This is a genomic window from Acidovorax sp. NB1, assembly GCF_005405905.1.
Classification (GTDB): Bacteria; Pseudomonadota; Gammaproteobacteria; order Burkholderiales; family Burkholderiaceae_C; genus Acidovorax.
Genome location: NZ_BJHU01000003.1, coordinates 93,918 through 114,383, shown reverse-complemented (window position 1 = coordinate 114,383; position 20,466 = coordinate 93,918). Strand labels below are relative to the sequence as shown.

15 protein-coding genes are annotated in these 20,466 nt (G+C 66.6%); 4 read left to right on the top strand and 11 right to left on the bottom strand.

Annotation, left to right across the window (positions count from 1 at the left end; all coding sequences use genetic code 11):
• The first annotated feature begins 7 nt into the window (after positions 1–7).
• Positions 8–235 (top strand): sulfurtransferase TusA family protein, encoded by a 228-nt coding sequence (locus AvAM_RS00670; RefSeq protein WP_137745290.1) that lies wholly within the window; start codon positions 8–10, stop codon positions 233–235.
• 102 nt (positions 236–337) lie between these two features.
• On the opposite strand, the gene galU is transcribed toward AvAM_RS00670, so the two are convergent.
• Positions 338–1,225, bottom strand: a complete 888-nt coding sequence (gene galU / locus AvAM_RS00665; RefSeq protein WP_137745289.1) for a UTP--glucose-1-phosphate uridylyltransferase GalU — start codon at positions 1,223–1,225, stop codon at positions 338–340.
• 87 nt (positions 1,226–1,312) lie between these two features.
• A complete protein-coding gene (locus AvAM_RS00660) occupies positions 1,313–4,210 on the bottom strand; it encodes a valine--tRNA ligase (RefSeq protein ID WP_137745288.1) in 2,898 nt (965 codons plus the stop codon).
• Between the two features lie 301 nt (positions 4,211–4,511).
• Here AvAM_RS00660 and AvAM_RS00655 point away from each other — a divergent pair, with 301 nt between their 5' ends.
• On the top strand, positions 4,512–6,389 hold the full coding sequence (locus tag AvAM_RS00655) for a M48 family metallopeptidase (RefSeq protein ID WP_137745287.1): 1,878 nt from the start codon (positions 4,512–4,514) through the stop codon (positions 6,387–6,389).
• Between the two features lie 158 nt (positions 6,390–6,547).
• Here the strand turns inward: AvAM_RS00655 and AvAM_RS00650 are convergent, their stop codons facing one another.
• The 8 genes from AvAM_RS00650 to hemC form a co-directional block, all read right to left on the bottom strand.
• Positions 6,548–7,171, bottom strand: coding sequence for a VOC family protein (locus tag AvAM_RS00650; RefSeq protein WP_137745286.1), 624 nt, complete (start codon positions 7,169–7,171; stop codon positions 6,548–6,550).
• Between the two features lie 184 nt (positions 7,172–7,355).
• On the bottom strand, positions 7,356–7,934 hold the full coding sequence (locus AvAM_RS00645) for a YceI family protein (protein ID WP_137745285.1): 579 nt from the start codon (positions 7,932–7,934) through the stop codon (positions 7,356–7,358).
• A 96-nt stretch (positions 7,935–8,030) separates the two neighbouring features.
• Positions 8,031–8,606 (bottom strand): YceI family protein, encoded by a 576-nt coding sequence (locus AvAM_RS00640; RefSeq protein WP_137745284.1) that lies wholly within the window; start codon positions 8,604–8,606, stop codon positions 8,031–8,033.
• A gap of 199 nt (positions 8,607–8,805) precedes the next feature.
• On the bottom strand, positions 8,806–9,375 hold the full coding sequence (locus tag AvAM_RS00635) for a cytochrome b (RefSeq protein WP_137745283.1): 570 nt from the start codon (positions 9,373–9,375) through the stop codon (positions 8,806–8,808).
• 386 nt (positions 9,376–9,761) lie between these two features.
• Positions 9,762–11,039 (bottom strand): heme biosynthesis protein HemY, encoded by a 1,278-nt coding sequence (locus AvAM_RS00630; protein WP_137745282.1) that lies wholly within the window; start codon positions 11,037–11,039, stop codon positions 9,762–9,764.
• 12 nt (positions 11,040–11,051) lie between these two features.
• Complete coding sequence (locus tag AvAM_RS00625; RefSeq protein ID WP_171012098.1) at positions 11,052–12,188, bottom strand: uroporphyrinogen-III C-methyltransferase; 1,137 nt, start codon at positions 12,186–12,188, stop codon at positions 11,052–11,054.
• Entirely contained in the window at positions 12,185–12,997 is an 813-nt protein-coding gene (locus AvAM_RS00620) for a uroporphyrinogen-III synthase (protein WP_137745281.1), read from the bottom strand. The genes AvAM_RS00625 and AvAM_RS00620 overlap by 4 nt, the downstream gene beginning before the upstream one ends.
• Positions 12,998–13,002: 5 nt before the next feature.
• Positions 13,003–13,944 (bottom strand): hydroxymethylbilane synthase, encoded by a 942-nt coding sequence (gene hemC, locus AvAM_RS00615; RefSeq protein ID WP_137745280.1) that lies wholly within the window; start codon positions 13,942–13,944, stop codon positions 13,003–13,005.
• Between the two features lie 131 nt (positions 13,945–14,075).
• On the opposite strand from hemC, the gene ppc reads away from it, so the two are divergent.
• Together ppc and AvAM_RS00605 are read left to right on the top strand one after the other, a co-directional pair.
• Positions 14,076–16,865: a phosphoenolpyruvate carboxylase gene (gene ppc, locus AvAM_RS00610; RefSeq protein ID WP_137745279.1), complete on the top strand. Its 2,790-nt coding sequence runs from the start codon at positions 14,076–14,078 to the stop codon at positions 16,863–16,865.
• Positions 16,866–17,051: 186 nt separating this feature from the next.
• Positions 17,052–19,172 carry an EAL domain-containing protein gene (locus tag AvAM_RS00605; RefSeq protein WP_137745278.1) on the top strand — a complete coding sequence of 707 codons (2,121 nt, stop codon included), beginning with the start codon at positions 17,052–17,054 and terminating at the stop codon, positions 19,170–19,172.
• On the opposite strand, the gene AvAM_RS00600 is transcribed toward AvAM_RS00605, so the two are convergent.
• A complete protein-coding gene (locus tag AvAM_RS00600; RefSeq protein WP_375708126.1) occupies positions 19,141–20,406 on the bottom strand; it encodes an AI-2E family transporter in 1,266 nt (421 codons plus the stop codon). The two genes, AvAM_RS00605 and AvAM_RS00600, sit on opposite strands and share 32 nt — an antisense overlap.
• Between the last annotated feature and the right edge of the window lie 60 nt (positions 20,407–20,466).

Sequence of the window (20,466 nt, the reverse complement as noted above, 5' to 3'; positions counted from 1 at the left end):
CCACACCATGGACATCCACAAAGAAATCGACACCCGGGGCCTGAACTGCCCCCTGCCCATCCTCAAGGCCAAAAAAGCGCTCTCCGACATGGCCAGCGGCCAGCTGCTCAAGGTGGTGGCCACCGATGGCGGCTCGCTGCGCGACTTCCAGGCGTTTGCCAAACAGACGGGCAACGAGCTGGTGGAGCAGCAGACGGAGGGTGAGGAGTTCATTCACATCCTGCGTCGCAGATAGGCATAAAAATAGCTGCTAGCGCCCATTGGGTAAGCGTTAGCAGCTATCAAAGTGGAAGCGCTAGGGGCGCTTCCTGCATGGATTGACGGATGGGGCGGTGGCTTACAGCGCCAATGCCTTCAGATATTCCCGGAAGTGCGCCCCCACCTGCGGGTGCTGCAAGGCCAGCTCCACGGTCGCTTCCAAGAAGCCTTCCTTGCTCCCGCAGTCATAGCGTTTGCCCTGGTACTGGAAGGCGTACACGGCTTCGTGCTGCATCAGGCGGGCGATGCCGTCGGTGAGCTGGATTTCGCCGCCCACGCCGCGTGGCTGGTTGCGGATTTCGTCGAACACACCGGGGGTGAGGATGTAGCGGCCTGCCACGCCCATGCGCGAGGGGGCGACATCGGCCTTGGGCTTTTCAACAATGCGTTCGATGCGAATCAGCGGGCCGCCAGCGGGCTCGCCCGCCACGATGCCGTACTTGTGCACCTGGTCTTCCGGCACTTCCTGCACGGCGATGACCGAGCGGCCTTGCTGGCGGAAGGCGGTGGCCATCTGGGCCAGCACGGGCTGGCCGCCGGGGGGGCCGACCATCAGGTCGTCGGCCAGCAGCACGGCGAAGGGCTCCTTGCCCACCAGGGGCTCAGCGCACAGCACGGCGTGGCCCAGGCCGAGCGAGCGGGGCTGGCGCACAAAGGCGCAGTCCATGTCGTCGGGCTGGATGGAGCGTACCAGCGCCAGCAGTTCCTTCTTGTTGGCGGCTTCCAGCTCGGCCTCCAGCTCGTACGCCGTATCGAAATGGTCTTCGATGGCGCGCTTGCTGCGGCCGGTCACGAAGATCATGTGGCGGATGCCAGCGGCGTAGGCCTCTTCCACGGCGTACTGGATCAGCGGCTTGTCCACCACGGGCAGCATCTCCTTGGGCGATGCCTTGGTGGCGGGCAAAAAGCGCGTGCCCAGGCCAGCAACGGGGAAAACGGCCTTGCGGACGGTGGTGGCAACAGTCATGGGTCTCCTTGATGGCGGTGTTGGGTGTGTTGTTGTCGCGGGTATGCAAGGGTCAGGCCAGGGGATGGCTGGCCCGTGTCCTTTTTGTCAGCCCAGGCGGCCCAGCTGGTCGCGCAGGCGGGTCAGCGTGGCGCCAAAGTCGGCAATGCGCTTCTTTTCCTGGTCGATCACGGCCGGTGGGGCCTTGGCCACAAAGGCTTCGTTCGAGAGCTTGTTGTTGGCCTTGGCCACCTCGCCCTCGATGCGGGTGATTTCCTTGGACAGGCGCGCCTTTTCGGCGGCCACGTCGATTTCCATGTACAGCGCCAGGCGGGCCTCGCCCACCACGGCCACGGGCGCGGCCTGCGCGGCGGCGGCCCAGGCGGCCTCGTCGTCAAACACCTTCACCTCGCTGAGCTTGGCCAGGGCCTGCAGCACCGGGCCCACGCCGCGCATGAACTCGGTGTCGCCCACCACGTACAGGGGGAGGCGGGTGGAGGGAGAAACGTTCATCTCGCCCCGCAGCGCACGGCACGCGTCCACCAGGCCCTTCACACGGCCCATGTGGGCAATCGCGGCCTCGTCGATCTTCTCGGGTTGCGCCTGCGGATAGCGGGCGATGCTGACCGACTCGCCAGGGATACCGGCCACAGGCGCCACCACCTGCCACAGGGCTTCGGTGATGAACGGGATGATGGGGTGGGCCAGGCGCAGGATGGCTTCCAGCACGCGGATCAGCGTGCGGCGCGTGGCGCGCTGCTGCGCTTCGGCGCCGTTCTGGATCTGCACCTTGGCAATTTCCAGATACCAGTCGCAGTACTCGTTCCAGACAAAGTCATAGATCGTGTTGGCCACGTTGTCGAGGCGGTATTCCTCAAAGCCCTTGGCGACCTCGGCCTCGGTCTTCTGCAGCAGCGAGGTGATCCAGCGGTCGGCCTGGCTGAACTCCATGTAGCCGTGGGCGCTGCCGCCGGGCTGGCACTCTTCCTTGGTGTGTTCCTTCAGGCCGCAGTCCTGGCCCTCGCAGTTCATCAGCACGAAGCGGCTGGCGTTCCACAGCTTGTTGCAGAAGTTGCGGTAGCCCTCGCAGCGCTTGCTGTCGAAGTTGATGCTGCGGCCCAGGCTGGCCAGCGCCGCAAAGGTGAAGCGCAGCGCATCGGCGCCGTAGGCGGGAATGCCTTCGGGGAATTCCTTTTGCGTGTTCTTGCGCACGGTGGGCGCAGTCTCGGGCTTGCGCAGGCCGGTGGTGCGCTTGTCCAGCAGGGGTTCCAGCGCAATGCCGTCGATCAGGTCCACCGGGTCGAGCACGTTGCCTTCGGACTTGCTCATCTTCTTGCCCTGCGCGTCGCGCACCAGGCCGTGGATGTACACGTGCTTGAACGGCACGCGGCCGGTGAAGTGCGTGGTCATCATGATCATCCGGGCGACCCAGAAGAAGATGATGTCGTAGCCCGTGACCAGCACGGTGCTGGGCAGGTACAGGTTGAAGTCGTCGGTCTCGGCGGTGCCTTGTTCAGGCCAGCCCATGGTGCTGAAGGGCACGAGGGCGGACGAGTACCAGGTGTCGAGCACGTCCTCGTCGCGGCGCAGCTGCTTGCCCGGGGCCTTGGCCTGCGCCTCGGCTTCCGTGCGGGCCACGATCACGCTGCCGTCTTCGTCGTACCAGGCCGGGATCTGGTGGCCCCACCACAGCTGGCGGCTAATGCACCAGTCCTGGATGTTGTTCATCCACTGGTTGTAGGTGTTCACCCAGTTCTCGGGCACGAACTTCACATCGCCGCTGGCCACGGCATCGATCGCCTTTTGCGCAATGCTCTTGCCCGTGGGGTCCTGGTCGCTGACTTTGCTCATGGCCACGAACCATTGGTCGGTCAGCATGGGCTCGATCACCTGGCCGGTGCGGGTGCAGATCGGCACCATGAGCTTGTGCTTCTTCACCTCGACCAGCGCGCCGATGGCTTCGAGGTCGCCCACCACGGCCTTGCGGGCCACGAAGCGGTCCATGCCCTGGTATTTGGCGGGCGCGTTCTCGTTGATGGTGGCCTGCAGCGTCAGCACCACGATCATGGGCAGCTTGTGGCGCTGGCCCACGGCATAGTCGTTCTGGTCGTGTGCGGGGGTGACCTTGACCACGCCCGTGCCGAACTCCTTGTCCACGTACTCGTCGGCGATCACCGGAATCTGGCGGTCGCACAGGGGCAGGTTGACCATCTTGCCGATGAGGTGCGTGTAACGCGCGTCTTCCGGGTGCACCATCAGCGCCACGTCGCCCAGCATGGTCTCAGGCCGGGTGGTGGCCACGGTCAGGCTGCCCGATCCATCGGCCAGTGGGTAGGCGATGTGCCACAGCGAGCCGTCTTTTTCTTCGCTCTCGACTTCCAGGTCGGACACGGCGGACTGCAGCTTGGGGTCCCAATTCACCAGGCGCTTGCCGCGGTAGATCAGGCCTTGCTCGTACAGCTTCACGAAGGTGTCGGTCACCACGGCGCTCAGCTTGTCGTCCATGGTGAAGTATTCGCGGCTCCAGTCCACGCTGTCGCCCATGCGGCGCATCTGCGTGGTGATGGTGTTGCCGGACTTTTCCTTCCACTCCCACACCTTGCTCACAAAGTTCTTGCGCGCCTCGGGCGGGGTGGGGCCCATGTCGTAGCGGCTGATGCCTTGCTCTTGCAACTGGCGCTCCACCACGATCTGCGTGGCGATGCCCGCGTGGTCGGTGCCGGGCACCCAGACGGTGTTGAAGCCGCGCATGCGGTGGTAGCGCGTGAGGCTGTCCATGATCGTCTGGTTGAACGCATGGCCCATGTGCAGCGTGCCCGTCACGTTGGGGGGCGGCAGCTGGATGGAGAACGCCGGTTCGCCCGCCTGGGGCTGGCCCGTGCCACGGTGGCCTGCGGTGCCATAGCCGCGCTTTTCCCATTCGGGGCCCCAGTGGGCTTCCAGTGCGGCAGGTTCAAAAGACTTGGACAGGCTGTCGAGGCCGGGTTGTGCTTGGGGCGTGCTCATGGGGTCTGGCAGAAGGAAGAGGCGGGCACAGGGCGCGCCTCAGCGGTCAAGAGGGTGGACCGGGCATTTTACGGGAGTGTCGGCCGGTGCCTGGCGGCGTTTTTCGCTCGTCCCGGTCCCTCCAGCGCTCCATTGTCGTTCCGCCTGTCGGGCATTTCTCGCCAATTGTTACCTTGTCGCTCGACCGGCCCGCCGTGGCGTCTTGATAATCCCGCCCGGTGGAGCAAGAGGGCCTTCGGAGAGGGAGGCGTAGCTTCATGCTTCGCCCGGGTCAAAAACATATAACCAATCGGTCCCACCCATGCATCTTTCCTCCGCACTCCGCGCGGGCCTTGCCAAGGTCTTTGTCTATGCGCTGCTGGCGCTTTTTCTCATCCCGGCGTTGACCTTGGGGTTCAGCGTCTACGCACAGCGCGACCAGGACGCGGATTTTGTGGCGGGCATGAGCCAGCGCATCGACGCCGCAAAGGCCATGCCATCGGCCGAGAAGCAGGCGCGCAAGGACTACTTCCGCAGCAACCCGCCGTCCACCATTTGCGACAACCGCTCTGTCGAGGCGCAGGAGTACCGCGAAGCCCTGTGCGAGCGGTTTTCCGACGTGTGGCAGTTCCACATGGCGCACAAGGTGTCGTTCTGGACCCTGGTCGCCAGCGTTGTGCTGCTGGTGGTGGTGCTGGGCCTGGGCGCGCTGGCCTTTGCCGACCGCACGCTGCAGTACACCAGCTTTGTGGCGGGCTGGCGCCTGACCACCTGGGCCAGTGCTGCCGCGCTGGTGGTGCAGGGGGCGATGGCGGTGTGGTTGTCGTTCTGGGTCACGGCCTTCTTCTTTCACAAGTATTCGCCCAAGCTGGTGCTGTTTGTGGGGTTTGCGGTGCTGGCGGGCGTGCTGGTGGCGGTGGCTGGCATCTTCAAGCGCGTGCAGTCCCAGAGCCGTGCCGTGGGCGAGCTGGTGTCCGAGGACGATGCGCCGCTGCTGTGGAAGCGCATCCGCCACATGGCGCGGCGCCTCAAGACCGATCCGCCGCAGCACATCGTGGCGGGCATCGACGCCAACTTTTTCGTGACCGAGGCGCCGCTCACGGTGGGCAACCAGACACTGACAGGACGCACCCTGTTTGTCAGCCTGCCGCTGCTGCGCATCCTCGACCAGGCCGAGGCCGACGCCGTGTTCGGCCACGAGTTGGCCCACCTGCGCGGCGGCGACACCCAGAGCAGCGCCCGGCTGGGTCCGAAGCTGGTGCAGTTTGACCACTACCGCCACGCGGTCCGCAGCGGCGGGTTGTCGGCCGTGGTGTCGCCAGTGCTGGACCTGTTCCGCACCATCTTCGAGTTTGCCCTGGCGCGCGACAGCCGCGAGCGCGAGTTCAAGGCCGACCGCATTGCCGCCAAGCTCATCTCGCCCGCTGCGATTGCGCAGTCGCTGGTCAAGATTGCGGCCTACGCGCAATACCGCGCCAGGATCGAGGACGAGCTGTTTGGCCGCAATGAGCAGCAGGACGGTGCCACGCTGGGCATTGCGCGTTTTGTGGCCCAGGGGCTGGCGCCGTATGCGGCGTCCGACGATTTCCTGGAGGCGATGAAAACGGCCAACGTGCCGCACCCCTTCGACTCGCACCCCGCCATGCCCGAGCGCCTGCGCAACGTGGGCATGGCGCTGAAGGAGCGGGACTATGGCGCCATCGCCGTGCGCGTGCCCGCCACCACCTGGGTGCAGGAGATTTTGACGGCCGACGCGATTGAGCAGCGTCTGTGGAGCGACTACGAACAGCAGTTTGCGCAGGACCACGAACGCAGCCTGGCCTACCGCTACGAGCCCGCCACCGACGAAGAGCGCGCGCTGGTGCTGCGCTACTTTCCGCCCGTGGTGTTTGCGCTCAAGGGGGAGAACACGGTGGAGGTCAGCATCGACGGTATTCGCACCTCTGCCGACGAGACCACTGTGTTCTGGGACGCCGTCAAGGCGCTGGAATTCAAGGAAAGCAGCTTTGGCAACACGCTGCTCGTGACCCACCCCGAGAAGAATGCCCTGGGCCTGGGCGCCAAGACCAGCAAGGTCAAGCTGTCGGGCCTCACCAAGGAAAAAGATCGCTTCAACGCCGTGGTGGGTGCCTACTGGCAGCGCCACCAGATCATGCGGGCCCAGCAGCAGCAACACCAAGAGCCGCCGCACAAGGGGTGACCGCTACCGGCCAAAGCTGTTGAGGCTGGATTGCTATCAAATATATAGCTATTGACGCTTGATGGTCGCGCGGTAGCGGCCATTTTTGCTTCTATTTTCCGCCCGCGCCACGGCCCATCCTGCGCTGGCAGGCGGGGCGTGGCAGCGGCAAGAGCGGATCAGGCCTTGACGAATTCCGGCCGGTCGTTCTGCTGTGGCTTGAGCGGCTCGGCCACCTTGCCTTCGGCGCGCTCCTTGCGCCACTGTTCCTTGCGGGCCGTCCATTCGGCCAGGCGTGCGTGGGCCACGGTGCTGTCCTTGGCCATCTGCTCCTCGTTGGCCAGTTGGGCCGACAGCTCCAGCCGGATGCCGTTGGGGTCAAAGAAATAGATGCTGTGGAAGATGTGGTGGTCCGTCACGCCCAGCACCTCGATGCCGTGGGCTTCCAGGCGCTTCTTGGTGTTCTCCAGCTCCTGCACCGTGTCCACGCGGAAGGCGATGTGGTTGACCCACAGCGGTGTGTTGGGCGAAGGCTCGGCCTTCACGTCGTCGCCCAGGTCGAAGAAGGCAATGAACGAGCCATCCTTGAGGCGGAAGAAGAAATGCGTGTAGGGGCAGTATTCGCCCGTGCTGGGCACGTAGTCGCTCTGGATGATGTGGTACAGCGGCAGGCCCAGGATGTCTTCGTAGAACTGGCGTGTTTCCTCGGCATCACGGGCCTTGTAGGCGTAGTGGTGCAGCTGCTGGATGGCAGCAGGCGCGGGCAGGGTGGCCAGGTCGGGCTTCTTCAGGACAGCGTTCATGCGGAGTCTCCTCAAATCGGTTTGGTAATTCTACTATTCGTAATTGATTTACGTTAAGTTAATTTTCAATAGAACGAGCCACCAAAGAAAAAGCCACCCGCAACACGGATGCTGCGGGTGGCTTGCACAGAAGAGGGTCCAGGGCTCAGGGCTCGTGGCACCTCTGTCTTGGAGGCGTGCTGGTTTACTGCTTCACAGCTTCAATCTGCACCACCAGGCGCACGTTCTTGGGGAAGCCCCATTCCACGCCGTAGTTCATGCCCCACTGGGTGCGGTCGATGGTGGTTTCAAAGTCGCCGCCGCACACTTCGCGCTTGAGCATCGGGCTGTCGTAGCAGTTGAACTGCGTGGCCTTCAGGGTGACGGGCGCGGTCTTGCCCAGCAGCGTGAGCTGGCCGGTCACTTCGCTGACCTTGTCGCCGTTGAAGCTGAACTTGTCGGACACGAACTTGATCGTGGGGTGCTTGGCGGCGTCGAACAGGTCGGCGCTTTGCAGGTGCTTGTCAAACGGAGGCGTGCCCGAGTTCACCGAGGTGGTGTCGATGGAGATCTCCACCTTGCCGGTCTTGGCGGCGCGATCAAACTCGACCGTGCCTTGCTTCTTGTCGAAGCGGGCGCGGTTGGTGGTGGCGCCAAAGTGACCGATCTCGAACGTCACAAAGGTGTGCGTGGGGTCGATGGCGTAGTTGGCGGCCTGGGCGGCGCCAGCGGTCATTGCAGTGGCAGCGGCCACGGCGAGCAGGGAGAACAGGGACTTGCGCATGAAAAGACTCCTTGAAAAGAGGAACTACGAAACGAACCAGGGGAAAACGGAGGACGAAAGAGGCGGCGCTGCAGCCAGAGACCGGTCAAAGACCGGTCACAGCTTGCCTACGCCGGTCAGTGCGAGCTTGAACTTCACGGTCACGTCGTCGGCCACCATCGAGGTGTCGGCCCACTCGTTCTCACCGATCTTGAACGCCAAGCGCTTGATGGGCAGGGTGCCGGTGGCCGTGGTGGTGGCGCCGCTTTGGGTCAGTGTGACCGGCACGGTCACGTTCTGTGGCGTGCCCTTGATGGTGAGCTTGCCCGCCACTTCGAACTTGCCGCCGCCCAGCGCCTTGATGCTGGTGGACTCGAACTGCGCCTGCGGGAACTTGGGCACGTTGAACCAGGTGGGCTTGGGCAATTCCGCGTCGGTCTCGCGCGAGCCCAGCGTGGCGCTGCCGGTATCCACCGTGAGGGCGATCTTGCTGCTGGCCAGCTTGGCCGGGTCAAACGCCACCTGGGCGCTGAACTTCTTGAAATGGCCGTCCAGCGGCACGCCCATCTGGCGCGCGGTGAACTGCACCTCGCTCTGGGCGGGCACCAGCTGCTGCTGGGCCATGGCGGCCTGGGCGCCCACCACCAGGGCGGCGCCGAGCACGATGCGGGACAGGGGGGAAGACAGATTCATTCGCAAACTCCGTTCAAAAGACAGAAAGTGAAAGCCGTGTCGGTGGCCGAGGGCGCTGCGCGCCGCTGGCAGTGTTGGAGACTGGTGAGGCCGTGGCCTGTGCGCCTGTGAGAGCGGCAAAGCCGGGCCACCGGGTGCATACCCCGTCCAGAGGAGAGGGGGCGTGAGGTGCAGGCGAGTAGATCAGGGAACGCCCCGTTTACCAGGGCAGCATGCGCGAGAGCAGGCCATCGCGGTCGATGAGGTGGTGCTTGATGGCGGCGGCCACATGCAGCAGCACCAGGCCCGCCATGGCGAAGGCGGTGATCTGGTGCCAGGGCTTGATGGCCTCGGCCAGCTCCTTGCTCACGGGCACAAAGTCGGGCAGCTGCCACAGGCCCATGAACACGATGGGGAACCCTGCGGCCGAGCTGTAGGCCCAGCCAATCAGCGGCACGGCAAAGAACAGGGCGTACAGCAGCCCGTGGGTGCCATGGTGGGCCAGTTTCTGCCAGCCGGGCATGGCCTTGGCCATCGCCGATGGCAGGGCTGGCGGGCGGTGCGTGGCACGCCACAGCAGGCGCAGAACCGACAGCACCAGCAGGATGACCCCCGCCCACTTGTGCCAGTTGTAGAGCTTGAGCCGCTGCGGCGAAAACGGCAGGCCCGTCATGTAGATGCCCACGCCAAACAGGCTGATCAGCGCAAGGCCCAGCACCCAGTGCAGCAGCATGGCGGTGCGCGTGTAACGGCGCGGGGCGGTGGCCGTGGTGGTGGCAGAAGCAGTCATCAAAAGCGTGTGCAGTGAAAGGGCTGGAAACCTGTGTGCCGGGGCCCGGTAGGATGCGGGCGGGTACGGCGTGAAGGCAGTGTAGGAAGCACCTGCCGGGCGAGGCTTCAGGCAGATTGACGCTTCATTTCAAAAAAAATGAATTGAGAAGCCCCCAGCAATCAAAGTTCCCCAATGCTTTGCGCTTTTTTTGCGGGCAACCAGGTGCGCGCAGGCACGCCGGGCCAGGCGGCGCAATGCCGCGCGTGGGAGCCGACAGGGGTGGCCGAAGGGGGCGGATGTTGGCGTTGGAGCGCTCTGGCGGAGAGTGCCCGCCCACCGGGCTGCTTTGGAGCCGCCCCCGGCGTGTGGATGCTGCCAGGGGGCTGGTGGCTTAGAACAGGTTCTTAGCGGTTCAGCGCGGCCTGCTTCCAGGCGTTGGCGGCGGCGCTTTCGTCGCCGCGCTGCTCGGCCAGTTCAGCCAGGCGGCGCCAGGCGCTGGTGCGCAGCTGGGGGTCGGTCAGTTGCTGGGCCGACTGGGTCAGCAGCTGCTGGGCCTTGCCCCAGAGTTGGCGCTTGAGGCAGGCCATGCCTGCCAGGTACTGCAGCCGGGCGTCGCGCGGGTTGGTCTGGTGGGCCGATTCGATGCGGGCCAGCCAGGGGGCGTCGAGTTCGTCGAGCCCGGCTTCGAGTGCACGCACCAGCTTCAGCGCGTGGTGATCTGCCAGGGCATCGGGCAGGTCCACCATGCGTTCCCACACGGGCAGCAGCCAGGCGCGCACCTGGGTGGCTTCGCCGCCCAGCGCGGCCAGGCGTTGCGCCGCGTGGATGGCCAGCTCGGGCATGCTGCGCTCGGCAGGTTCCAGCGACAGCCAGATCTGCTGCAGCTGGGCGGTGTCGTGGGCGCTGTTGATGAGTTCGGTGGCCAGGCCCCGCACGATGCTTTGTGCTGCGGCGGGTGAGAAGGCGCGGTGTTTGCCCAGCAGGCGGGCGGTGTCCAGCGCTTCCTGGGTCTGCCGGTCCAGGCGTGTGGCCTTGAGCTTGATGCGCAGTGCCAGCGTGCGGCGGGCTGCGCCCTGGGGCAGGGCGGCCAGGCGCTCCAGGGCGGCGCTGGCATCGCGATCGTCGAGCGACCAGCGGGCAGCGCGCATCTGGGCGCCTTCGTGCATTTCCTGCTCGTTCACCGTGCCACGCATCGGGGCTTCCTGCAGGGCGTCCTGCAAATGGCTTTCGCGTGTGGCGCGGTCTTGCAGGGCATGCGATGCCTCGGCTGCAATCATGTGGGCCAGGGCGCGCAGCTGTTTGCCGTGGGGCACGGCCTCGCCACTGGCCTCCAGAGCGTGTTCCTGCGACAGCGCCGCCACGGCGGCCTTGCGCGAGCGGATGAAGCGGCCCCCCAGCATGTGGGTGAGCGCATCAAGCAAGGCGGCGTGCATCGCACGCTCCTTTTGCTGCACGCGCCAGCGGCGGGCCTGGTGGGGCAATTCGAGCAGCGCAGCCAGGGCGCGCAGTGCCGCATAGAGGGTGACGAACCCGCCCACCAGCAGCAGCAACACCATGTTGAGCGACAGGTCGATGCGGTACGGCGGCCAGTACAGGGTGATGGTGCCCTGGTTGTTGCCCGCAAACAAGGCGGTGGCCACGGCCACGCCAAACAACGCCAGGAGCCAGAGTGCAGCGCGCATGCGTACCGCCCTTTACCGGCCCGCTGCCGCAGTGGCCAGCGCGGACAGGGTTTCGTCCAGGCGGGGCTGTTCGGCCGCCTTCAGGCTGGCCTGGGCGGTCTGCAGCGTATTGGCGGCGATCTGGGTGCGCCGTGCGGCCGGGTCGAAGTATTTGTTGAGCGCCACCGTGGCGGCGCCCAGGTCGGCGCGGGCCGAGTCGAACTGGCGTGCCAGCACGGCCAGGCGCGCGTTGAGCAGCTTGAGCTTGAGGTTTTCGCGCAGGAAAAAGGTTTGTTCGGGCGCCAGCAGGATGGCCTCGGGCTGGTCGATGCGGCTCACGCGCACCAGGCCCCTGGCCTCGTCGCGCACCACCTCCCAGCTGCGTTGCAGGGCTGCCTGCCACCAGGCCAGGCCTTCGGTGGGGGCGGGGGCACTGCCCGGGGCGGCGGGGCCGGTGGACAGGCGCTTGGTGGACGCAGCCTGGGCTACGGCGTTGAGCACGGGCAGCTCGTCCACCTGGCGCACCAGGTCGTCGAGGCGGCCCAGCAGGCCGGCGGTGTCGGTCACGGTGGCACGGGTCAGGCGGTCCAGGTCGCGGCCGATGGCGCGCTGCACGGGCGCCAGGCGCGGCTGGGCGGCACGCTCGATGCGCTGATTGGCGCTCTTGAGGGCGGCCACCAGCGGCTCCAGGCTGCCGGTGAGCTGGGCCTGTTGTTGAGCGAGGCGGATGGCGGATTCGATGTCCACCACCAGGTTTTCGTCGCGCGAACGCGACAGGCTTTGCATCAGTTCTTCGAGCTGGCTGCGCTGCAGCGCCACTTCGCTCACTCGGGCTTCGGCCACCGACAGGCGGGCGGCCGTCTCGCGCACCAGCTCTTCGGCCTGGCGGGCCATGGTGCGGGCCTCGATGGCCTGCGCACCCGAGTCGGCGGACTGCCGGGCGAGCTGTTCCTGGATGGCGCTGAGCTTTTGCCACAGCATGCCGCTGCTGACCAGCGCGGCTGCGGCCACGGCGCCCAGCAGCAGGGTGACGGCGCTCCCCCGGCCTGGCGTGGGGCCGCCTGCAGCGGGTGTCGCTGCTGCAGGGCCTGCCGCAGGCGCGCCCACGGGTGCGGCCACAGGGGCGGCGGTGGGGGCTGGAGGCAGGTCGTTGGGCGGCGCAGAACTCATGCGGCCGATTCTATCGAGGCCACCACGTCTTCCAGCGCCGGACGGCATTCCCCCACGGTGCCAAAGCCCGCCGCACGCGCCGCTTCGGCAATGCGCGGGTGGGTGGCCAGCGCACGCGCCGCCCCCCAGCGCTGGCCGGGCAGGGCCTCTGACAGGTGCGCCACGGCTTCGGAGCTGCTCAGCAGCCAGACCGATCCGTCCTGCGCCGCCTGTTGCGCCAACGCCACCTCGGCCGGGGTCAGCCGGGGGGCGCCGCGTTGGTAGGCCACCACAAAGTCCACCTGACCGCCTGCGGCCTCGATCTGCCGGGCCAGCCAGTCGCGCCCGCTGCCCTGGGCCGTGTCGTGCACACAGCCAGAGCGCCCGCGCACGATCAGCACCCGGTCGCCGGGCTGGATTTGCCCGGCCACCTCCTGCCACAGCGCTTCCGAGTCGAACTGCGGGGCGTCGGGCGCCGGGCCGTCAATGCGGTCTGGCGGCACCCCGGCCTGCTCCAGCGCGCGCGCTGTGCCGGGGCCAGGTGCCCATGCTCTTGCTTTTATAGCTAAAAGCGCTTGACTGTCGCGCGCAAAGGCCGATTTTTTCTCAAAGAAATGAACCACGGCGTTGCCGCTGACAAACATCAGCGCCCGGTACTGCGCCAGCCGGGCATGGGCCTGGGCCAGCGCATGCTGCGCCGCCGCGTCGGGGCAGGGGCCAATGTCAATCAGCGGCAGGGCCACGGCCGGGACGCCATGTGCGGCCAGCAGCCCGACCCAGTGCGCAGCCTCGCGGGCAGGCCGCGTGACGATCACCCGGGGCGTGGGCATGGGGCTCAGGCGTGGGCCGGGTCCACACCCCGCGCACCACCGGCGCGCAGGCGCTGTGCAATCGCGTCGCCCAGCGCTTCGGCCTGAGCCAGGGTCGTGACGGGCGCGCTGGCTGCGGCACGGACCAGCGGGGCCTGGCCGTCCGGGTCACCCCAGGCCGCGTCGAGCTGCAGCACGCTGCCGTTCAGCGTGCCGTGCGCCGCCAGCGGCATGGAGCAGCTGCCGCCCATCGCGCGGCTCACGGCGCGCTCGGCGGCCACGGTGAGCCAGGTGGGCTGATGGGCCAGCGGTGCCAGCGCGTCGATGAGGTCTTGCCGGTCGCTGCGCACTTCGATGCCCAGTGCGCCCTGGCCTGCCGCAGGCAACATGGCGGTGGGCGCGAAGGTGGCACGGATGCGGGATTCGAGCCCCAGGCGCTTCAGGCCCGCAGCCGCCAGTACGATGGCGTCGTACTGGCCTTCGTCCAGCTTGCGCAGGCGGGTGTCCAGGTTGCCGCGCAAGGGCTCAATCTTTAGGTCAGGCCGCAGGGCCTGGAGCAGCACCTGGCGGCGCAGGCTCGATGTGCCCACCACCGCCCCCTGGGGCAGGGCGTCAATGTTCGCGTAGTTGGGCGAGACAAAGGCATCGCGCGGGTCTTCGCGCTCCATCACGCAGGCCAGCGCAAAGCCCTCGGGCAGCTCCATCGGCACATCTTTCAGCGAGTGCACGGCGATGTGGGCGCGGCCTTCTTCCAGCGCCACTTCCAGCTCTTTCACAAACAGGCCCTTGCCGCCCACCTTGGACAGCGACCGGTCGAGGATCTGGTCGCCCTTGGTGGTCATGCCCAGCAGCTCCACCTGGTGGCCCTGCGCGCGCAAAAGGGCCTGCACATGCTCGGCCTGCCACAGCGCCAGGCGGCTCTCGCGCGTGGCGATCACGATGGAAAGAGGGGCGTTCTGGAGGCTCAAGTTCGTAACCTGTTTGTAATCTTTCAGGGGCCGGCGATGCTAGCATGCGCCCGCACTGGGGCTGGTGCGCCCCGGGGGACACGGGGGCAGGCGGCTCCCGGCCACCACCCACCTCCGGAGACTCACGCACCATGAAACGATCCGACAAGGACCAGCCCCTGATCGACGACATCCGCCTGCTCGGCCGCATTCTGGGCGATGTGATTCGGGACCAGGAGGGCGTGGCCGCGTATGAGCTGGTCGAGCAGGTGCGCAAACTCTCCGTGGCCTTCCGCCGCGATGCGGACCAGGAGGCCGACCGCGCGCTCAAGAAGCTGCTCAAGTCGCTCTCGGGCGACCAGACGGTGAGCGTGATCCGCGCCTTCACCTACTTCAGCCACCTGGCCAACCTGGCCGAAGACCGCCACCACATCCGACGCCGCGCCGTGCACGAACGTGCGGGCGACACGCAAGAGGGCAGCATCGAAGTCGCCCTCTCGCGCCTGCGCTGGGCTGGCATCGCACCCAAGACCATCTCGCAGACGCTCGCCGGCAGCTACGTGGCTCCGGTGCTGACGGCCCACCCCACCGAAGTGCAGCGCAAGAGCATTCTGGATGCCGAGCGCGATATCGCCCAGCTGCTGGCAACGCGCGACGACATCCAGGTGCGCGCCCAGCTCTACAACAGCGCCAAGGACGCACTCACCCCGCGCGAGCTGGCCGCCAACGAAGCCCAGCTGCGCGCCCGCGTGGCCCAGTTGTGGCAGACGCGCCTGTTGCGCTACAGCAAGCTCACCGTGGCCGACGAGATCGAGAACGCGCTCTCTTACTACGAAGCCACCTTCCTGCGCGAGATCCCCAAGATCTATGCCGACCTGGAGAGCGAACTGGGCCAATACCCCGTGCACAGCTTTCTGCGCATGGGCCAGTGGATCGGCGGCGACCGCGACGGCAACCCCAATGTGACGGCGCAGACGTTGCAATACGCTCTGGGCCGCCAGGCCGAGGTGGCCCTGCGCCACTACCTCACTGAGGTGCACTACCTGGGCGGCGAGCTGTCGCTGTCCGCCCGCCTGGTGCAGGTGTCGGCCGAGATGGAGGCCCTGGCCCAGCGTTCGCCCGACACCAACGAGCACCGTGTGGACGAGCCTTACCGCCGCGCGCTCACCGGCATCTACGCGCGCCTGGCTGCATCGCTCAAGGACCTGACGGGTGGCGAGGCCGCGCGCCATGCCGTGGCGCCGCAGAATGCGTATGCCAGTGCCGAAGAATTTCTGGCGGACCTGCGCGTGATCGAAGCATCGTTGAAGTCGCACCACGGCGAAGCCCTGGCGCAAGAGCGCCTGCACCCCCTGATCCGCGCCGTTCAGGTGTTTGGCTTTCACCTGGCCACAGTAGACCTGCGTCAAAGCTCCGACAAACACGAAGACGTGGTGGCCGAGCTGCTGGCCAAGGCGCGCATCGAACCGAACTATGCAGGCCTGCAGGAAGCCGCCAAACGTGCGCTGCTGATCAAGCTGCTCAATGACGCCCGCCCATTGCGCGTGGTGGGCGCCGAGTATTCCGCCCACACACAGGGCGAACTGGCTATTTTCGAGACCGCCCGTGTGATGCGCGAGCGTTTTGGCCACGAGGCCATCCGCCACTACATCATCAGCCACACCGAAACGGTGAGCGACCTGCTCGAAGTGCTGCTGCTGCAAAAGGAAGTGGGGCTGATGAACGGCACGCTGGATGCCGAGTCGCACAACCACCTCATCGTGGTGCCCCTGTTCGAGACCATCGAAGACCTGCGCAACGCCGCGCCCATCATGCGCGAGTTCTACGCACTGCCCGGTGTGGCTGCGCTGGTACAGCGCAGCGGTGGCGAACAGGACATCATGCTGGGCTACAGCGACAGCAACAAGGATGGCGGCATCTTCACCAGCAACTGGGAGCTGTACCGCGCCGAAATCGCTCTCGTCGAACTCTTCGACGAACTCGCCACCACCCACGGCATCCAGCTGCGCATGTTCCATGGCCGGGGCGGCACCGTGGGCCGGGGCGGCGGCCCCAGCTACCAGGCCATCCTGGCCCAACCCCCTGGCACCGTGCGCGGCCAGATCCGCCTGACTGAGCAAGGCGAGGTGATCGCCTCCAAATACGCCAACCCCGAGATTGGCCGGCGCAACCTCGAGACCCTGGTGGCCGCCACGCTCGAAGCCACCCTGCTGCAGCCCACCAAGCCTGCGACCAAGGCCTTCCTGGACGCCGCCGCGCAGCTCTCGCTGGCCAGCATGGGCAGCTACCGCGCGCTGGTGTACGAGACACCGGGCTTCACCGACTATTTCTTCAACTCCACCCCCATCCGCGAGATTGCCGAACTCAACATTGGCTCGCGCCCTGCATCGCGCAAGGCCAGCCAGAAGATCGAAGACCTGCGTGCCATCCCCTGGGGCTTCAGCTGGGGGCAATGCCGCCTCACGCTGCCCGGCTGGTTCGGCTTTGGCTCGGCGGTGGAAGCCTTCATCAACACCGAAGGCAAGGACCCCAAGGCCCAGCTGGCCCTGCTGCAGAAGATGTACCGCCAGTGGCCCTTCTTCCGCACCCTGCTGTCCAACATGGACATGGTGCTGGCCAAGAGCGACCTGGCCCTGGCCTCGCGCTACAGCGAACTGGTGACCGACGCGCGCCTGCGCAAGAAAGTGTTCACCGCCATCGAGGCCGAGTGGCAGCGCACGGCCGATGCGCTCACGCGCATCACGGGCGACAAGCAGCGCCTGACACACAACACCGCGCTGGCGCGCTCCATCAAGCACCGCTTTCCGTACATCGACCCGCTGCACCACTTGCAGGTCGAGCTGGTGCGCCGCTGGCGCGCGGGGCAGGGAGACGAGCGGGTGCAGACGGGTATCCACATCTCCATCAACGGGATTGCTGCCGGGCTGCGCAACACGGGCTGATCCCGCCCGTCTTGTCCTCCGTTTTGCCGCCAGTGCCCGCGCACGCTAGCATGCTTGCCTGGGCGCGGTAGTGCCCCTGGCGGGGCGCTGGCAGCAGCGTCCCAGACTGTAGGTGTGGGGCCGTTGCTGTGGTGGCTGGCCCTGCGTGCGTCGTCATGGTGGTGGCCCGCCAACGGGCTGGGAGGCATGGCTTTGGGCATTGATCTGGCGGCCTGGAGGGTGTTGCTGTCGCAACGGCTGGAGGCTGTTGCGCGCGCCGACTCCATGCGCGCTATCCGCGAAGGGCTGCTGTGGGTGCTGCCCTGTCTCATGGTGTCGGCGGTGTTTTTGGTGCTGTCCGTGCTGGCGCGTGTGGTGGGCCTGCCGCCCGCGGTAGGCGACATGCTTGCGGGGCTGCATGGAGAGATCAGCCGCATCCTGCCCCTGCTGATTGCTGCTTCGATTGGCTACATGCTGGCCATTCGCCACCAGTTGCCACGGCTGCCGGTGGCTTTTCTGTGTTTTGTGTATGTGGCGCTGGCGTCGTACCAGCTCAGCGGGCAGCCACGTGCCGCTGCCACGCTGGTGCTGTTCATCGCGATAGCGTCCCCTCTCGTCAATGTGCCGCTGATGGCCCGTTTGATGCGGGTGCGCTGGCTGCAGGTGTCGCGCGGGGCGCTGGTCAGCGACAACGTCGAGGACGCCGTGAACATGGTGGTGCCCGGCATCCTCACCGCCGCGCTACTGGCGGCGGTGTTGGCGCTGTTGCAGCAATGGTCGGGCCTGGCGCACTGGAGCCTGCCGATGGACATGGTGGACCCCGGCCGTCCCTACTTCAATGCCGTGGTGCTCACCGGCATGAACTCGCTGCTGTGGTTCTTTGGCATCCATGGCTACCACGCGCTGCAGCCCCTGTTCCAGCTGCTGGACCAGGCCGTGGGCTGGAACGCCATCGAGTTGCTGACCGACCAGGTGCCCCAGTACCCGTTGAATGCGGGGCTGCTGGGGGCGTTTGCCTTCATCGGCGGCGCGGGTGGCACCTTGTCGCTGGTGGTGGCCGTGCTGTGGCGTGCGCGCAGCCCGGGCCTGCGCCTGCTGGCAGTGGCGAGCCTGCCCATGGCCCTGCTGAACGTGAATGAACTGCTGTTGTTCGGTATCCCGTTGATCCTGAATCCGCGCCTGCTTGTCCCCTTCATCCTGGTGCCTGCGGTCAACGCCTGCCTGGCCTTGGCGGCCGTGCAGGCAGGCTGGGTGCCCATGGCCACGGTGCCCCTGCCTCTCAACGCCCCGGTGGTGTTCAATGCCTATGTCAGCACCCAGGGGGCCTGGTCGGCCGTGATCTTGCAACTGGCCCTGGTGCTGATCGGGGCCTGTATCTATGCACCGGCTGTGCGCGCGCTGGAGCGCCACCACGCCACCACCGTGCACCTGCCCGGCCTGGACACCACGTTCACGCGGTTGCAGGAGGAGGGGAGCCTGTATGCCCACGACCCCATCGTGGCAGCGCAACAGGGCCAGGCCCGCAGGGAGGATCTGGTAGCACGGGTGCGCCGCATGGGGGACTATGAGTTCTTCCTGGAGTACCAGCCGCAGGTGTCGCCACGCACGGGCCTGTGTGTGGGGTGTGAGGCGTTGCTGAGGGCCCGCGATTCACAGGGGCGCACCCAATCGCCAGGGTCTTTCCTGGTCTGGCTGTCCGAGGCGGGGCTGATGAAGGAGGTGGACCTGTGGGTGGCTGCGGCAGCGCTGCGGCAGTACCGGCGCTGGCGCAATGCGGGGTTTGAGTTGCCTATTTCCATCAACGTCACAGGGCCCACCCTGATGTCGCCCGTGCATTGCCAGCGCCTGGTGGCGTTGATAGCACCAGCGGCAGGTTGTATCAGCATCGAGATCACGGAGGACGCCCTGGCGGCCGATGTGGCGCAGATGCGCGACGCCATCGCGCGGCTGCATGCCGTGGGTGCCAAGGTGTCCATCGACGACTTTGGCACGGGGTACTCGTCCCTGAGCTATCTGCATGCGTTTGCGGTAGACACCATCAAGATCGACCGCAGCTTTGTGGTGACGAGCGCCGAGCCACAGGGCGCCCGCGTGCTGGAAGGCTTGCTGCACTTTTGCCAGAGCCTGGGGCTGGGCATTGTGGTCGAGGGCGTGGAGACCGATGGGCAGTTGCAGGTGCTGCCCGCCTCCATCGACCTGAGCGTGCAGGGCTGGTACTACAGCCGCGCGCTGGCGGCTGACGGCCTGCCCGCATTTGTGCAGCAGTGCGCGCAGCAGGCCAGGGGCCAGGTGGCGCCTATTGCCCCAGCAGTTCACCCACCGGTTTGAGGTCTTCCACCCGGTCGCACACCGCTTTCACGGCCATCATCACCGGGATGCCCAGCAGCAGCCCCCACAGGCCCCAGAGCCAGCCCCAGGCCAGCACGCTCACGAACACGGCCACGGGGCTCATGCGGCTGGTGCGGCTGGTGAGCCAGGGGGTGAGCAGGTTGCCGACAATGGTGTGGATCACGAGCGATGCACCGCCGACGGCCAGGGCCATGTCGAGCGTGCCGAACTGCAAGAAGGCCACCAGCGCCGACGCCCCTGTGACCAGCGCCGACCCGATATAGGGCGCCAGGTTGAGCACCCCGGCCGCCACACCCCACACTGCTGCGTTCTCCAAGCCCAGTGCCCAGTAGGCCAGGCCCGTGGCCAGGCCCACCAGCACGCTGGTGAACACCTGCAGCAGCAGGTAGCGCTGGATCTGCCGCGTGATGTCTTCGAGCACATGGGCCGTGACCTTGCGCCGCTCCAGGCTGGTGCCCGCGATGCGCAGCAGTTTGTCGCGCAGCAGGTTGCCCGAGGCCAGGGCAAAGAAGGTCAGGAACACCACCACCATGAGCTGCCCCAGGGCGGACATCAGGCCCACGGTGCCACTCCAGAGGTAGTCGCGGATATTGAAGGGGGGCCGTTCGACGATGACCCGCTGTACGCCCCGGCGCGGTGTGGCCGTGGCGCTGTTTTCGTTGGCTGCCTGCTCGATCTGCGTGGCGGCCTTCTGCATGGTGTCCAGTGGGCTGCTCCCGCCCGCGCGGGCCTTGAGGTTGTCGCGCACCTTCTTGGTCGCCACGGGCAGCGAGTCCACCAGCTGCGCGGCACCGTCGCTGAGCGACCAGGCGGCGCTGGCCAGCCCGGCCACAATGGCGACCAGCAACATACCCGCGCCCAGCCAGCGCGGGATGTACCAGCGGTGCAGGATGTCCACCGATGGCCGCAGCGCCGTGGTGAGCAACAGGCTCAGCATGATCGGGATGAACACCGCACTGGCCCAGTGCAGCAGCGCCACACTCGCAAAAAGCGCCAGCAGCGCAAGCGAGAGGTTGCGCACGTCCACAGGCATGTGGATGGTCAGGGGTGATGCGGGCGGCGCCTCGATGCTCGGGGCCGCTGGTGTGGCTGCTTCAGGGACTGCCTCTGGCCCTTCGCGGGGCGAAGGGCTGGTTGCGGGAAGGCCCGCTCCCTCATCTGCAGTGAAGTGGGTGTCTTGCGATGGTGCGGCGGTGATGGAATCGGTCGTCATGTGCCCATCGTAAACAGGCTTTTGTGCCTGCTGCTTGCCGCCGCTCCGAGGCGACTGTCC